Source organism: Paenirhodobacter sp. (genome assembly GCF_050177655.1).
GTDB lineage: Bacteria > Pseudomonadota > Alphaproteobacteria > Rhodobacterales > Rhodobacteraceae > Rhodobacter.
Genome location: NZ_JBFXGV010000008.1, coordinates 33626 through 48347 on the forward strand (window position 1 = coordinate 33626; position 14722 = coordinate 48347).

At 71.1% G+C, this 14722-nt stretch carries 12 protein-coding genes; 10 read left to right on the top strand and 2 right to left on the bottom strand.

The window, feature by feature from the left end; genetic code table 11:
- Positions 1 to 102: 102 nt before the first annotated feature.
- The 8 genes from AB7U46_RS05360 to AB7U46_RS05395 all read left to right on the top strand — a co-directional run bounded on the left by AB7U46_RS05360 (position 103) and on the right by AB7U46_RS05395 (position 9561).
- Positions 103 to 1911, top strand: a complete 1809-nt coding sequence (locus AB7U46_RS05360) for a sensor histidine kinase (RefSeq protein ID WP_428335911.1) — start codon at positions 103 to 105, stop codon at positions 1909 to 1911.
- Positions 1908 to 2528 carry a response regulator transcription factor gene (locus tag AB7U46_RS05365; RefSeq protein ID WP_428335912.1) on the top strand — a complete coding sequence of 207 codons (621 nt, stop codon included), beginning with the start codon at positions 1908 to 1910 and terminating at the stop codon, positions 2526 to 2528. Before AB7U46_RS05360 ends, AB7U46_RS05365 begins: the two co-directional genes overlap by 4 nt.
- Before the next feature lie 93 nt (positions 2529 to 2621).
- A complete protein-coding gene (dsrO, locus tag AB7U46_RS05370; protein WP_428335913.1) occupies positions 2622 to 3362 on the top strand; it encodes a sulfate reduction electron transfer complex DsrMKJOP subunit DsrO in 741 nt (246 codons plus the stop codon).
- Position 3363: 1 nt separating this feature from the next.
- A complete protein-coding gene (gene nrfD, locus AB7U46_RS05375) occupies positions 3364 to 4488 on the top strand; it encodes an NrfD/PsrC family molybdoenzyme membrane anchor subunit (RefSeq protein ID WP_428335914.1) in 1125 nt (374 codons plus the stop codon).
- An 11-nt stretch (positions 4489 to 4499) separates the two neighbouring features.
- A complete protein-coding gene (locus AB7U46_RS05380) occupies positions 4500 to 7583 on the top strand; it encodes a molybdopterin dinucleotide binding domain-containing protein (protein ID WP_428335915.1) in 3084 nt (1027 codons plus the stop codon).
- Positions 7584 to 7685: 102 nt separating this feature from the next.
- Positions 7686 to 8393: an energy-coupling factor ABC transporter ATP-binding protein gene (locus tag AB7U46_RS05385; protein WP_428335916.1), complete on the top strand. Its 708-nt coding sequence runs from the start codon at positions 7686 to 7688 to the stop codon at positions 8391 to 8393.
- Positions 8374 to 9009 (top strand): energy-coupling factor transporter transmembrane component T, encoded by a 636-nt coding sequence (locus AB7U46_RS05390; protein ID WP_428335917.1) that lies wholly within the window; start codon positions 8374 to 8376, stop codon positions 9007 to 9009. The genes AB7U46_RS05385 and AB7U46_RS05390 overlap by 20 nt, the downstream gene beginning before the upstream one ends.
- A complete protein-coding gene (locus AB7U46_RS05395) occupies positions 9010 to 9561 on the top strand; it encodes a biotin transporter BioY (RefSeq protein ID WP_428335918.1) in 552 nt (183 codons plus the stop codon). It abuts the gene before it with no gap.
- Between the two features lie 32 nt (positions 9562 to 9593).
- Here the strand turns inward: AB7U46_RS05395 and AB7U46_RS05400 are convergent, their stop codons facing one another.
- Positions 9594 to 10244: a response regulator gene (locus tag AB7U46_RS05400; protein ID WP_428335919.1), complete on the bottom strand. Its 651-nt coding sequence runs from the start codon at positions 10242 to 10244 to the stop codon at positions 9594 to 9596.
- A 1-nt stretch (position 10245) separates the two neighbouring features.
- Positions 10246 to 12483, bottom strand: a complete 2238-nt coding sequence (locus tag AB7U46_RS05405; RefSeq protein WP_428335920.1) for a sensor histidine kinase — start codon at positions 12481 to 12483, stop codon at positions 10246 to 10248.
- Positions 12484 to 12645: 162 nt separating this feature from the next.
- Here AB7U46_RS05405 and AB7U46_RS05410 point away from each other — a divergent pair, with 162 nt between their 5' ends.
- Together AB7U46_RS05410 and AB7U46_RS05415 are read left to right on the top strand one after the other, a co-directional pair.
- Positions 12646 to 13305, top strand: a complete 660-nt coding sequence (locus tag AB7U46_RS05410) for a hypothetical protein (RefSeq protein ID WP_428335921.1) — start codon at positions 12646 to 12648, stop codon at positions 13303 to 13305.
- Complete coding sequence (locus tag AB7U46_RS05415; RefSeq protein WP_428335922.1) at positions 13302 to 14717, top strand: surface lipoprotein assembly modifier; 1416 nt, start codon at positions 13302 to 13304, stop codon at positions 14715 to 14717. Before AB7U46_RS05410 ends, AB7U46_RS05415 begins: the two co-directional genes overlap by 4 nt.
- Positions 14718 to 14722 lie beyond the last annotated feature (5 nt).

Below are 14722 nucleotides of genomic sequence, written 5' to 3' on the forward strand. Positions count from 1 at the left end.
AGCGCTATCGCCGCGGCGGGGGAGAAGATTGCGCGGCTGGACGCGGGCGCCGGGCGCGCCTAGGATCGGGGGCCGCCCGCCCCCCGATCTGTCGGAGACCCGATGCCGCGCCCGTTGAAATCCCGGCTTTTTCCGCTTGTCGCGGCGCTTTCCCTGCTGGCGGGGGTGGGGCAGGCGGAGACCGCGTCGCGCGTGGTGCGGATCGGGGTGCTCGACTATCTCGGGTCGGAGCATTCGCTGAGCCATTGGGCCGAGACCGGCCGCGCCCTCGACGCCGCGCTTCCGGGGTATGATTTCACCCTCGAGCCGCTCGACATCCATCAGCTCGACGCCGCGCTCGCCGCGGATCGGCTCGATTTCGTCATCACCAACCCGGGCAATTACGCCGAGCTCGAATATCGCCACCACGTCAGCCGCATCGCCACCGCCGAGGGCGATCTGCCGGTCGCCTCGACGCTGGTCAGCGCGACGGGGCTGCATGATCTGGCCGACCTCGCCGGGCACCGGCTTGCGATCGTCGCGCCCGAGGCCTTTGGCGGGTTTCAGCTGATCTGGGCGGAGATGGCGGCGAAGGACGTCGACTTGCCGGGCAAGGTCGAACTCGTCGTCACCGGCTACCCGATGCAGGGCGCGGCGCAGGCGGTGCTCGACGGGCGCGCCGATGCGGCGGTGCTGCGCGGCTGCATGCTCGAGGAGCTGAAGGCCGCCGACCCCGCGCATTGGGCGCGGCTGCAGCCCTTTGCCGAAAAGCCCGACCCGGAGGTGCCCTGCGCGCTGTCGAGCCCGGTCTATCCCGGCTGGCCCTTCGCCAAGACGCGCCACACCGACGCGGCGCTGGCGAAACAGGTGGCGGTGGCGCTTTTGCAGATGAAGGGCGGCAATCTCTGGACGGTGCCGCTCGATTACCAGCCGGTGCATGAGCTGATGCGGCGGCTGCAGATCGGGCCCTACACCCGCACCGGCCCGGTCTCGATCGCCGAATTCATCGAGGATTACCGCGACTGGCTGATCGCGCTCGGCGTCGCGCTGATGTTCTGGGCGCTCTACTCGGTGCGGATCGAGACGCTGGTGCGCCGCCGCACCCGGGCGCTCGATCTCGCCAATGCGCAGCTCAAGCAGGAGATGGCGGAGCGGCTGCGCGCCGAGGAGGCCGACCGGCTGCATCAGCGCGAGCTCGAACATGTCGCGCGGCTCTCGATCCTGGGGGAGATGGCCTCGTCGATCGCGCATGAGCTGAACCAGCCGCTTTCGGCGATCTCGACCTATGCGCAGGGCTGTCTTTTGCGGCTGCGCGCGGGGCGGTTCACACAGGGTGACATGGAGACCGCCTCGACCGAGATCGCCGCGCAGGCGCAGCGCGCGGCCACCGTGATCCGCCGCATCCGCGCCTTCGTGCGCAAGCGCGAGAGCCAGATCGCGCCGCTCGATCCGGAGGAGCTGCTGACCGAATGCGCCGCGCTTTACGAGGCGCCGGTGCATCGCGCCGGGGTGCGCGTCGAGACCCGCGTCGCGCGCGATCTGCCGCAGGTGCCGGGCGACCGGGTGCAGCTCACGCAGGTGGTGCTGAACCTCGTGCAGAACGCCGTCGACGCGATGGGCGAGACCGCGCCCGAGGCGCGGCTGATCGAGATCACCCTCGCGCCCTCCGAGGATCTGGCGCGCGGGGCGGGGATCTGCCTTGCGGTGCGCGACCACGGCCCGGGGATGGACGCCGCCGCGATGGACCATTTCGCCGAGGCCTTCTATACCACGAAGCCCGAGGGCATCGGCCTTGGCCTTGCGCTCTCGCGCTCGATCGTCGAGGCGCATGGCGGCTGGCTCCATGCCGAGGCGCCCGAGACCGGGCCGGGGCTGCGGGTGAAACTCTGGTTGCCGCTGGGCGGACGGCCGGGATGCGGGGAGGAAGGATGACGGACACCGCGGTGATCCATATCGTCGACGACGACCGCGCCGCGCGCGAGGGGCTGGGCTTTCTGCTCTCCTCGCTCGGCCTCGTGACGGAGGCGCATGGCTCGGCCGCCGATCTTCTGGCGCGGCTCGATGGGGCGCAGGCGACCGGCTGCATTCTGGCCGATGTGCGGATGCCGGGGATGACCGGGCTCGAACTGCTCGACGAGCTTGGCCGCCGCGGCTGCCCGCTGCCGGTCATCATGATCACCGGCCATGGCGACGTGCCGATGGCGGTGCGGGCGATGCGCGCCGGCGCGATGGATTTCTTCGAAAAGCCGGTGAACGGCATGGCGCTCGTCGCGCGGATCACCGAGGCGCTGCGGCTCAGCGCCGAGCGCGCCGAGGCCGGGCGCGGGCGCGCGGCGCTCGAGGCGCGGATCGCGAGCCTCACCGCGCGCGAGGCGGAGGTGGCGCGCGCCGTTCTGGCCGGGCGCCAGAACAAGCAGATCGCCGCCGATCTCGGCATCAGCCTGAAGACGGTCGAGATCCACCGCCACAATGCGATGGACAAGATGGGCGCGACGAGCGCGGCCGACCTCGTGCGGCTGCTTGTCGCGGCGGGCTGGGCCGAGGGCTAGGGGGTAACCCCTAATCCCCCCGGGTTTCCTCCGATTTCGGCGCGGCGCCCCGGGGCGTAGCCTCCTTTCCGATCGAAGAGGAAAGGACAGCCCATGCAAACCAGCCGTCGCAGCTTTCTCGGAGCGCTCGGTCGGGTGACGATCGGCGCGGCGGCCTCGGTCGCGGGGGCGGGCGGGGCCGGGCAGGCCGCTGCCGGGGCGCCGGCGCCGCATTGGGGCATGGTGGTCGATCTGCGCAAATGCATCGGCTGCCAGGCCTGCACCGTCGCCTGCATCATGGAAAACCACGTCCCCGAGGGGGCCTTCCGCACCCATGTCTCGGTCTACGAGGTGGTGAAGGCGGGCGAGGATCCGGCGATGGTGATGCTGCCGCGGCTGTGCAACCATTGCGACGATCCGCCCTGCATCCCGGTCTGCCCGGTCGAGGCGACCTTCAAGGCCGAGAATGGCGAGGTGCTGGTCGATGCCTCCAAATGTGTCGGCTGCGCCTATTGCGTGCAGGCCTGCCCCTATGACGCGCGTTTCATCAACCACGAGACGCAGACCGCCGACAAATGCACCTTCTGCTTTCACCGCACGCAGGCGGGGCTCCTGCCGGCCTGCGTCGAGACCTGCGTCGGCGGGGCGCGCAATTTCGGCGATCTGAACGATCCCGAAAGCGCGGTCTCGAAGATGCTCGCCGCGAACAAGGTCTCGGTGCTGCGGCCCGAGATGCACACCAATCCGAACGTCTATTACATCGGGCTCGAGGAGATCCTCGACGGGCGCGTGGCGGGCGAGGCCGCCTGGCATCCGCCCTTCGATCCCTCCGCCCACGCTCCGGAGGGCCTCTGAGATGCAGGTGCAGATCCACGAACTCGTCGGCGCGACGCATGAGGCGGCCTGGCTGCCCTGGGCGGTGCAGTATTTCTTCCTGATCGCGCTTTCGGTCACCGCGCTGCTGATGGCGTTGCCCGGGTTCCTTTTCGGGCGCGACGCTTCCCTGCCGCAGGCGCGGCTCGCGCTGATGGTGGCGGTGACCACCGGGATCACCGCGCCGATCGCGCTTCTGGCCGACCTGCATCAGCCGGGCCGGTTCTGGGAGTTCTTCGTCTATACCCACAAGACCTCCTGGATGGCCTGGGGCGCCTGGGTGGTGCCGAGCTATGTGATGCTGCTGATCGCCTTCGCCTGGGCGCTGCATCGCCCGGCCTTCGCGGCCTGGGGGCGGGAGGAGTGGCGCTTTGCCTGGCTCTTCCGGCTGCTCAGCCTTGGCGGAGAGGTGAATGGTTTCGCCCGTCCGCTCGGGCTGGCCGCCGGGCTCGCCGCGCTTGGCATCCTCACCTATACCGGGATGGAGGTGATGGTGGTGCGCTCGCGTCCGCTCTGGAACACGCCCTTCCTGCCGCTGCAATTCGCCGCGACCGGCTTTGTCGGCGCGCTGGGGCTGATGCTGGTGCTGGGCCGGGTGCTCGGCACCGGGCGCGCGGCCGAGGCGGCGATGAACCGCGCGCTGGCGCTGGCGCTCGGCCTCGTCGGCGTGCTGGGCGCGGCCTGGTTCGCGCTCGCGCTTTCCGGCCTCAGCCCGCGCCATGCCGAGGCGCTTGCCTCCGTCGCGGGCTTCCCGGTCTGGCAGAAGATCGCCGCCTGGGGCGCGCTTGCGATCGCGCTGCCCTTCGGGCTGGCGCTTGCCGCCCCGGCGCGCTCGGGCTGGATCACCGGTCTCGTCGCGATCCATGCCGCCTGGATGTTCCGCTGGACCGTCTTCATGGGCGGGCAGGCGGTGCCGAAGGTGGGCTCGGGCCTTTATGACGCGCTGATGCCGACGGGGCTGCCCGGGCTGATGGGGGTGATCGGCACCTTCGGGCTCTGGCTCTTCCTGATCCTCGCCTACACCACCTTCATCCCCTGGTCCGAGGCCGAGCCGCCGCACGGCGATGCGCCGCGCAAGCCCGCCGCCGAACCTGCCCGCTCATTCTGAGGAGATCCCCGATGTCCAGCCGCCGCAACATCCTCAAGGGCGCCGCCGCCGCCGGTGCCGCCGCCACCTTCGGTGTGGGGTATGCCGATACGATCAAGAAGATCGCAAAGGGCAAATGGTCGGGCGAGGTGCCGCGCAAGGCGCTGACCGGTTTCGCCCCCGATCCCGAGTTCACCATCGACCCGGAGACCGGCGATCTGACGCCGAACCCGGATCAGGCGGTGAGCTACACGATGTGCATCGGCTGCACCACGCTTTGCGGCGTGCGGGTGCGCGTCGACAAAAAGGAAAACAAGGTTCTGCGCGTCGCGGGCAACCCCTACAGCCCGCTCTCGACCGATCCGTTCATCCCCTATGAGGCCTCGGTGCGCGAGAGCTTTATCGCCTATGCCCGCGCCGGGCAGGAGGGCGGGCTGAAGAACCGCTCGACCGCCTGCGGGCGCGGCAATGCGGTGCTCGACCAGGTGACGAACCCGCGCCGGGTGCTCAAACCGCTCAAGCGCGTGGGGCCGCGCGGCTCCGGCCAGTGGCAGACGATCAGCTTCGAGCAGCTGGTCGAGGAGGTGGTCGAGGGCGGAGACCTGTTCGGCGAGGGGCGCGTCGCCGGGCTGCGCGAGATCCGCGATCTGAAGACGCCGATCGACCCGGAGGCGCCCGAGCTTGGCCCCCGCGCGAACCGGCTCGTCTGGATGAACTGCGTCGACGACGGGCGCGACAATCTGGTGCTGCGCTGGCTCAAGCAAAGCTATGGCTCGACCAATTTCGTGCGCCACGGCGCCTATTGCGGCGGCGCCTATCGCAACGGCTCGGGCGCGATGTTCGGCGATTTCAAGACCCAGCCGCATGCGAAGCCCGATTTCAACAACGCCGAATTCATCCTTTTCGTCGGCACGGCGCCCGGCAATGCGGGCAACCCGTTCAAGCGGGTCGGCACGCTCGTCGCCCATGCGCGCTCCGACGGCAAGCTGAGTTATGTTGTCGTCGATCCGGTGTTGAACAACGCGCAGAACGGCCCCTCGGGCGAGCGCTCGCGCTGGGTGCCGATCAAGCCGGGCACCGATGGCGCGCTTGCGATGGCGATCATCCGCTGGATGTTCGAGAGTGAAAAGATCAACACCGCCTATCTCGCCCAGCCGACGCAGGAGGCCGCCGATGCCGCGGGCGAGGCGAGTTTCACCAATGCCACCCATCTCGTGATCGTGGAGCCGAAGCATCCGCGCTTTGGCCGGTTCCTGCGCGGCTCCGACATCGGGCTGCCGCTGGCCGAGGGGGTGGAACCCTATGCGGAGGCCGACCCCTTCCTGGTCGCCTCCGATGCCGGCCCCGCTCCGGCCGGAGCCTCGGCCGCGCCGCTCTTCTTCGAGGGTGCGGTCGAGGTGCAGGGCGCGCGGGTCGCGGTGAAGACGGCGCTGACGCTGCTGCGCGAGGAGGCGATGAAGCACGAGATGGCGGAGTATTCCGCCGCCTGCGGCATCCCGCAGGAGACGATCGAAGCCCTGGCGAGTGAGCTGACCCGCCACGGGCGGCGCGCGGCGGTGAACAGCCACGGCGGGATGATGTCGGGTTCGGGCCATTACAACGCCTATGCGCTGATGATGATCAACACGCTCATCGGCAATCTGAACTGGAAGGGCGGCACGATGGTCGCGGGCGGCTGGTTCCCCGACACCAAGGGCCCGGCCTATGACCTTGCGGATTTCCCCGGCGCGGTGAAGGCCAAGGGCCTGCCGATCGGGCGCAATGCGCCCTATGAGAAGACCTCGGAATTCAAGGCGAAGAAGGCCGCGGGCAAGCCCTTCCCGGCGGAGGCGCCCTGGTTCCCGAACGCGCCCGGGCTTGCGACCGAATGGATCCCCTCGATCGTGAACGGCTATCCCTATGGCGTCGAGGCGCTGGTCTTCCGCAACACGAACCCGGTCTACGGCCTGCCCGGCATCGCCCATATGGTCGAGAAGCTGAAGGATCCGAAGGTCGTGCCGCTGATCATTTCGATCGACCCGTTCATCAACGAAAGCTCGGCGATCGCGGATTACATCGTGCCGGATTCGGTGATGTACGAGACCTGGGGCTTCACCAAACCCTGGGGCGGCGTGGCGACCAAGGCGACGACGGCGCGCTGGCCGGTGATCGAGCCGCGGATGGAACGCAACGCCGCGGGCGAGCGGGTGGGGATGGAGACCTTCCTGATCGCCACGGCGAAGCGGATGGGGCTGCCCGGCTTCGGCGCCGATGCGATCCCGGATGCGGAGGGCAATCTGCACCCGCTCGACCGCGCCGAGGACTGGTATCTGCGCGGTGCCGCCAATGTCGCGACGATCGGCAAGAAGCCGGTGGCCGATGCCAGCGACGACGACATCGAACTGAGCGGGGTGAGCCGGATCCGCGCCGATCTGGAGGCCACGCTGAAGCCCGACGAATGGCGCAAGGCCGCGACGATCTACGCCAAGGGCGGGCGCTATGAGCCGATCGGCAAGACCTATGACGGCGAGAAGGCCGGCAATCCCTTCGCCGGCAGCCCGATGATGGTCTGGAACGAGGCGATGGGCGGGTTCAAACGCGCCACCACCGGCCAGCACATGCCGGGCGGCCCGGCCTGGGTCGAACCGGAATTCGCCGATGGCTCGAAGGTCACCGAGCATTACCCCGAGACCGACTGGCCGGTGAAGGTCGTCTCCTTCAAATCCGCGCTGCAGAACTCCTATTCGGTGGGGGCGAAGACGCTGTTGCGGATCACCGCCAGCAACCCGGTGATCGTCGGGCGCGAGATTGCCCGCGCCCAGGGCATCCACACCGGCGACCGCGTGCGGTTGACGACCCCGGGCGGCAGTCTCGAAAGCGTGGCGATCGTGCGCGACGGCATCGCCGCGGGCACGGTGGCGATCGAGCACGGCTTTGGCCACCGCGGCTTTGGCGCGCGCGACGTCACCATCGACGGCGAGACCCGCGCCGGCGATCCGCGGCTGGCAAGCGGGGTGCTGCTGAACGATCTCGGCATGCTCGACCCGACGCTCGCCAGGCCCGGCACATGGGTCGATCCGGTGGCCGGCACGGCAGTGCGCCAGGGCCTGCCCGCCCGGATCGAACGCCTCGCGTAAGCGGGGCCGCGCCTCCGGGGGCCCCACCCCGGGGGCGTTTGCACCTTCGGACCGGTAGCCATCGCCCCCGCGCCACGCTAGAGAGGCGCGAAAGGGGGCGTCATGGACCAGCTGATCGACATTCGGGATCTTCGCGTCGAAAGCGGCGGGCGGGTGCTGCTCGAGCTGCCGGCGCTCACGCTTTCCGAGCGCCGGATCGGCGTGATCGGGCGCAACGGCTCGGGCAAGTCGACGCTCGCCCGCGTGGTGACCGGGCTGCAGGAGCCGCAGGCCGGGCGCGTCACCGTGGGCGGCGTCGAGGTCGCGCGTGACCGGCGCGGCGCGCTCTCCGCCGTCGGCATCCTGTTCCAGAACCCCGACCATCAGATCATCTTCCCGACCGTGGAGGAGGAGCTCGCCTTCGGCCTGCGCCAGATGGGGCGGTCGAAAGCCGAGGCGCGCGAGGGGGCGCGCGCGATGCTCGCGCGCTTTGGCCGCGCGGACTGGGCCGGGCGCGGCACCGGGCAGCTCAGCCAGGGGCAGAAGCATCTCGTCTGTCTGATGGCGGTGCTCGCGATGGCGCCCGGGGCGATCGTGCTCGACGAACCCTTCGCCGGGCTCGACCTCGCCACCGTGCGCCGGCTTGGCCGGGTGCTCGACGGGCTCGCGGCGCAGCTTCTGCATATCTCGCACGATCTCGAGGCGCTGGCCGGCTATGACCGGATCCTCTGGCTCGAGGGCGGCCGGGTGGTGCAGGACGGCGCGCCGGCGGCGGTGATCGCGGCCTATCGCGCGGCGATGGAGGCCGACGATGCTGACGCTGATCTCTGAGCGCGTCACCTGGATGCACCGCCTGCCCGCGGGGGCAAAGCTTGCGGCGCTCGCGCTCGCGGCGGTGTTCCTTTTCTCGCTTTCGGGGCTCGGGCAGATGGCCCTCGTCGCCGCGGGTGTCGCGGCGCTTTACCTCTCGGGCGGGATCGCCTTCGCGCGCGAGGGGCTTGCGGCGCTGCGCCCGCTCTGGATCTTCCTTGTCGTGCTCGCGCTCTGGCATGGGGTGAGCGGCACCTGGGCCGAGGGCGCGCTGATTGCGCTGCGCCTCGTCGCCGCCGTCGCCGCGGCCAATCTGCTCACGCTCACGACGCGGTTCGACGACATGATGGATGTGGTGATCGGCCTGGCCGCCCCCTTGCGCCGGTTCGGTCTGCGGCCTGAGACTTTCGCATTGGCCGCCGCTCTGGTCTTGCGATTCACCCCGGTGATCGCGCAAAAGGGAGCGCAATTGCAGATGGCCTGGCGGGCGCGGTCACCCCGCGCGCCGCGCTGGCAGGTGATCGTGCCCTGGCTGATCCTGGCCATGGACGATGCCGAACAGGTGGCGCTGGCGCTGAAGGCCCGGGGTGGGCTCGCGCCGGCGGTTTCGCGAGACGTTTCAAGGGAGAGAAACTGAATGGAACGCAACTTCGTGCTGATCGTGCTTTACGCTGCGCTGATCGCGGCGCTGGGCCTCGTGCCGCAGATCATGCTGATGACCGGGGTGCCGATCTCGGCGCAGTCGCTGGGCGTGATGCTGTGCGGCACGGTGCTTGGGGCGCGGCGCGGCGCGCTCGCGGTGCTTTTGTTCCTCGCGCTCGTCGCGCTGGGGCTGCCGCTGCTTGCCGGTGGGCGTGGCGGGATCGGCGTGTTCGCCGGGGTCACGATCGGCTATCTGATCGGCTTCCCGATCGCGGCCTTCGTCACCGGCTGGATCACCGAGCGCCTCACCCGCCTGCCGCTCGCGCTGGCCGCGGGGATCGGCGCGGCGGTCGGCGGTTTTCTCGTGCTGAACCTTTGCGGCATCCCGGGCATGGCCTGGAAACTCGGCAAGACCCTGCCCGAGGCCACGCTGCTGATCACCCCGTTCATCCCGGGCGATCTGATCAAGGCGGCGGTCGCCGGCATGGTCACCGCCGCGATCGCGCGCGCGCGTCCGCAGATGGTGCTCTCGCGCAAGAGCGCCTGAGACCACGACAATTTCTGCCGAAGGCCGGTCCGTCAGGGCCGGCCTTTTTCGTCGCGCCGCTGCAATCCCATCCGCGCGGCGTGCCAGGCCGCCTCCGCGCGCGAGGAGATGCCGAGCTTGCGATAGACCGCCTTGATGTAACCCGCGACCGTGCTTTCGGCGATCTCGAGCTGTGCGGCCACCTCGGCGTTGCGCAGCCCGCGCCCGATCAGGCCGAGCACCTCCGCCTCGCGTTCGGTCAGCCGCGCCTCGGGGGCGGCGGGGCCGGTGAAGCGGAAATGCTCCATGATCCGGCGCGCGATCGCGGGGGAAAGCGCGGGCAGGCCGAGGCCGAGCTGGCCAAGCTGCCGGGTGAGCACCTCGGCGGGGTATTCCTTGAGCAGGTAGCCATCCGCCCCGGCCGAAAGCGCGGCGACCACCGTCGCATCGTCGGCCATCACCGTGGTGACGACGCAGAGCACCGGATCCTGCGCCTCGCGGATCTCGCGCAGCAGCGTCAGCCCCGAGCCGTCGGGCAGGCCGAGGTCGATCAGCGCGAGGTCGTAGCCCGTCGCGGCCAGCGGGCGCGCCTTGCGCAGCGTCGCGGCGGTGTCGATCCGCGCCTCGGGAAAGGCGGCGGTGACGATCCCGGCAAGCCAGGCGCGGGTCTCGGCGATGTCCTCGACGATCAGCACGCGGCGCATCTCAGGCCTCGTCGGCGAAGGCGGGGGCGGCAACGGGCGGCGCCGCCGCCTCGGGCAGGGCAAAGCCGCCGGTCGCGGCGGGGGCGGGCAGGTCGAATTCGGCGACGATCTCGCAGCCGCGGCCCCCGGGGCCGGGGCCGAAGCGGAAATGCCCGCCGCAATCTTCCACGCGCTGGCGCATGTTCACGAGGCCGAGCCCGCCGCCGCGCGTCGCGGGGGGCGCCTCCTCGGCCGGATCGGCGCCGCAGCCATCGTCGCGCACCCGCAGCGCGATGCGCCCGGGCGCGGGGCGGGTGATCTCGATCTCGGCGCGACGGGCGCGGGCATGGCGCAGGATATTGCCCGCCGCCTCGCGCAGGATCGCGCGCAGGGTGCCGGCGATCGGCGGCGGGGCGGGCAGGTCGAAGCGCTCCGCCCGCCAGTCGAGCGCGATCTGCGCCGCCACCATGTGCTCGGTGATCTCGGCGCGCAGATCGGCGAGCATGTCGTCGAGCGGGCGCAGTGCGGTTTCGCTCGCCGAGACGATTTCGCGCAGGTCGGTGAGCGCGCGGCGGATCAGCGCGTCCTTGCGCGCCTCGGCCGGGCTGTGCAGCGCGCCCAGCAGCTGCACGCCGATGTTGTCGTGCATGTCGCGGGTGATCCGGCGCCGCTCCGCCTCGGCGCCCGCGGCATAGGCGTTGCGCTGGGCGATCATCTGCCGGGTGATCGTGAGCGCCGTCTCCGCCCGGTTCAGATCGCGCGGCGAGAACAGCCGCCGGCCGCGGCGCGCCCAGCGCAGGCGCAGCGCGGGGACGCGCTCGAAGCCGGGCAAAAGCAGCGCCTCGCCGCCCTCGGCGATCGCGGGGGCGGGGACGGTGTCGTCGCAGGGCGCGATCTCGAGCGGCTGGAAGAGGCGGTCGAGCATCGCGGCGAAGCGCGCCCGCTGATCCTGCGCGGGATCGGCCAGCGCCACCTGCGCGATCAGATCGAAGAGCTCTTCGGTTTCGATCCGGCGGGTGCCGGTCAGCTTGCGCCCGATCCAGTCGCGCGCCGGCAAATAGAGGAAGGCGACGACGATCAGCGCAAGCGAGAAGGCGGGCAGCCGGTCGAGCGCGACGAGGCCGATCAGCGCCGCGTCGAGCAGCAGCAGAAGCGCCACGCCGCCGGCGTAGAAGAGGATGCGGAAGGACCAGTCCTCGAGCTGGAAGAGCCGGTAACGGGCGACCCCGATCGCGAGCCCGATATAGACGATCAGGAAGGAGCCGAAGGCATGGCCCTGGGTGACCCCGGTCGAAAGCCCCATCGCCTGCGGTGCCGCGATCAGCCCGACGAAGCCGCCCGCGCCGACGAGCACCGCGAGCCCGAACCAGCGCAGCGCCGCGCGCTCCTGCGGATGGCCGCGGGTGGCGAAGATCTGCGCGACGGCGGCGATGGTGATCAGCCCCATCTCGATCGTGATCGGCAGGTGGATCAGGACTTCGGTGCTTTGCGGGAGCCGGGCGAAGGTGGCGATCGCCCAGGCGCCGAAGGTGGCGATCACCAGGGCGACGACGGCGCGCGGCACCAGCCGGCGGGGGTAGACGAGGAAAAGGCAGATCATCCCGATGCCAAAGGTGATCGAGCCGAGCGAATTGGTCGCCGAGGCCCACCAGAAGACCTCCCCCGGCAGCGCGATCTCGCGCGTCGAATAAAGCCCCGCGGCATGGGCGGAGAGGTCGATGCCAAGCCCGGCAAGGGTCAGGAAGACGGCCTCCGCGCGCCGGCGCAGCGCAAGCACCCAGCCGCCGATCATGCAGCCGGCGAGCCCGACGAGAAACTGCACCCAGAACGCGCCGGGCAGCGTCGCGAGCGGGCGGCTCGGGCGCGGGGTCACGGTGATCTCGCCGCGGTCGGTGACGAGCACGACGGGCCCGGCGCGCAGGATCGCGTCGATCGCCGACTGGCGCGCGAAGAAGGCGCGCATCGCGGCGACATCGGCGAGCGTGTCGGGCTCTTCGGTCAGATCCCCGGCGGTGAGGTCGAGGCCGCCGCCCGGCGCCGCCGCGGCCGAGCGCAGCGCGCGCAGCTGCACCCCGGGTTCGAGCGCGGCGGCGGGGCCCTGCGGGGCCCGCGCGGCGACGATCACGCCGTTGCCGCCGGGCCCGGGGGCGAGGGTCACGCCAAGCCAGGGCGCTTGCAGGGCGAGGCCCAGCGCGAGCGTGGCGGTGACGAGCGCGAAGGCGATCGTGGCGCCGATGATGAGCAGCGGGGACCGGGGCACGCGGAGCTCCTCGAGGCAAGGGGCAAGTCTGCGGTGCAGTGTCGCAAAAATCAATGCTTTGCCTCCCCCCTGAACGGGGGGGCGACCCGGGGGGCGGAGCGGGGGTTAATGGTCCGGTCCTTGCGACACACTCTGGGGAAACGACTTGGGAGCGATCAGGAGATGAAAACGGATCAGGTCCGGAAGGGGCTGGCGCTTGGCGCCGTCGCCCTTTCCCTTGCCGGCTGCATGGGGAATGGAAGCGGCGGCGGCGGCGGTGGCGGCGGGAGCATGTCCTCCTCCGACTACGACACGAAATTCGCGCAGATCGAGAACCTCGCGCCGACCGGCAACATGCCGACCTCGCTCAAGGCGAATTACACCGGCGCGGCGAAGATGGATCTGCGCGAGGGCGACACCGGCGACAGTATCGGCGAGGTGATGGCCGATCTCGATCTCGACGTCGACTGGACCGAGGGGCAGACGAACAATGTCTGGTCGGGTCAGGCGACGAATTTCCGCGGCACGATGAACGGCGACGATTTCACCGCCGAAGGGGTGCTCGAGGTCGATCCCGAGACCTCGACGGTGGGGCGCAGCGAGAGCACGATCGCGCTGCCGACCGGGGGCACGCAGACCGTCGCGAGCGGCGCGATGCTGGTGCATCTGGGCGGGGAGCTGACGGTCGACGGCACGACGGGCCAGGCGGGCATGCAGCTTGGCGGTGCCTTCTTCGGCGATCGCGGGCGGGCGGCGATCGGCACCGCGGGGCTTGGCCTCAATACCGACGGGGATACCTCGCCCGAACTGGTTGGCGTCGGCACCTACTATCTCGAACAGTGACCGAAGCCATGCCCGGCGCGTGTAACGCCCCTTCTCGCGCGTCGGGCGCCTTTTGCCTGGGCGCGCTGCGCGCGGGGCTGCTTTCGCTGCTCCTTGCGCTTGCGCCGCTCGCAGGGGCGCGGGCCGAGACCGGCGCGGCGCCCACGTCCGCCTCCGGGGCCGCCGCCGGGGCCGAGGCCGCCGATGCTCGGGCCGAGGCGGGCGCGCGCGCGCTTGCCGCGGCGGGGCGGCGGGCCGAGGCGCTCGCGCGCTACCGGGCCTGGGTGCCGGCGACGCGCGGCGGGGCCGAGCGCCGGCTTTGGGCGATCGCCACGCTCGCGCGCGCCGAGGGGCGCGCCGATCTCGCACGCGCCGCGCTCGAGCGGCTGGTGGTGCTGCGCCCCGATGTGGCGCGGTTCCGCCTCGAGCTTGCGGCGGCGCTGCAGGCCGCGGGCGAGGCGCCGCGCGTGCGGTTTCATTACGAGGCGGCGCTGGGCGGAACGCTCGCCGCGCCCGAACGCCGCGCGGCCGAGGGGGCGCTGGTCGCGCTCGCGCAGGAAAGGCGCTGGCAGGGATCGCTCAGCTTCGGGCTGGTCCCGTCGAGCAACCCGGGGCGGCGCACCTCCGCCGGCACGATCGTGATCGACGGGCTGCCGGTGACGGTCGCGGGCGGCTCGCGCGCGCAGGCCGCGCTTGGCGCCGGGATCGGCGTGCATCTCGCCTTTGCGCCGGTGCTGGGCCCGGGCTGGCAGGGGCGCGCGAGCCTCGATCTCGACGCGATCGGCTATGACCGCGCGGCGGTGCCCTCCGATGTGACGCTGACCCCCGGGCTGGCGCTGATCCGGCGCAAGGCGGGCGGGCTGCGCTGGGAGGTCGGGGCGAATTTCGCGCAGCGCTGGATCGAGGGGCAGGTCTATTCCCGCGGCCCGGGGCTGAGCCTTGCGCTGTCCACCCCGGTGGGCGCGCGCGATATGCTGGCGGTGGCGCTCACCGCGCAGGATCTGGCCTATCCCGGCGCGCCGCGCTCCGACGGGCTGCGCAGCCGCGCGATGCTGCGCTGGTCGCATGCGCTCGATCCGCGCTTTGCGATCCGCGCCGGGCTCGCGCTCGAGCGCAGCGCCGCGCGGGTGCCGAGCCTCGCCTTCCGCGCGGGCGAGGTGAGTTTCGGCGCGAGCTATGCTTTCGAGGGCGGGCTGAGCCTCGGCGCCGATCTGACGCTGCGCCACGCGCGCTATGACGGGGTGTCCACGCTTTTCGGGCTGCGGCGCAAGGACGACCGGCAAAGCCTTGCGCTGAGCGCGCAGCACCGCGCGCTCACGGTTTCGGGCTTTGCCCCGGTGTTGCAGCTGAACTGGGAGCGGCAGCGCTCGACCCTGCCGGTGGCGGCGTATCGCAACCTGAGCCTCGGCCTCGGGCTGAGCCGGCGGTTCTGACCGGC

Bases quoted from the DNA above. Each gene is read 5' to 3' on its own strand.
- AB7U46_RS05360 (WP_428335911.1), top strand. From the start codon at position 103: ATGCCGCGCCCGTTGAAATCCCGGCTTTTTCCGCTTGTCGCGGCGCTT.
- AB7U46_RS05365 (WP_428335912.1), top strand. From the start codon at position 1,908: ATGACGGACACCGCGGTGATCCATATCGTCGACGACGACCGCGCCGCG.
- dsrO (WP_428335913.1), top strand. From the start codon at position 2,622: ATGCAAACCAGCCGTCGCAGCTTTCTCGGAGCGCTCGGTCGGGTGACG.
- nrfD (WP_428335914.1), top strand. From the start codon at position 3,364: ATGCAGGTGCAGATCCACGAACTCGTCGGCGCGACGCATGAGGCGGCC.
- AB7U46_RS05380 (WP_428335915.1), top strand. From the start codon at position 4,500: ATGTCCAGCCGCCGCAACATCCTCAAGGGCGCCGCCGCCGCCGGTGCC.
- AB7U46_RS05385 (WP_428335916.1), top strand. From the start codon at position 7,686: ATGGACCAGCTGATCGACATTCGGGATCTTCGCGTCGAAAGCGGCGGG.
- AB7U46_RS05390 (WP_428335917.1), top strand. From the start codon at position 8,374: ATGCTGACGCTGATCTCTGAGCGCGTCACCTGGATGCACCGCCTGCCC.
- AB7U46_RS05395 (WP_428335918.1), top strand. From the start codon at position 9,010: ATGGAACGCAACTTCGTGCTGATCGTGCTTTACGCTGCGCTGATCGCG.
- AB7U46_RS05400 (WP_428335919.1), bottom strand. From the start codon at position 10,244: ATGCGCCGCGTGCTGATCGTCGAGGACATCGCCGAGACCCGCGCCTGG.
- AB7U46_RS05410 (WP_428335921.1), top strand. From the start codon at position 12,646: ATGAAAACGGATCAGGTCCGGAAGGGGCTGGCGCTTGGCGCCGTCGCC.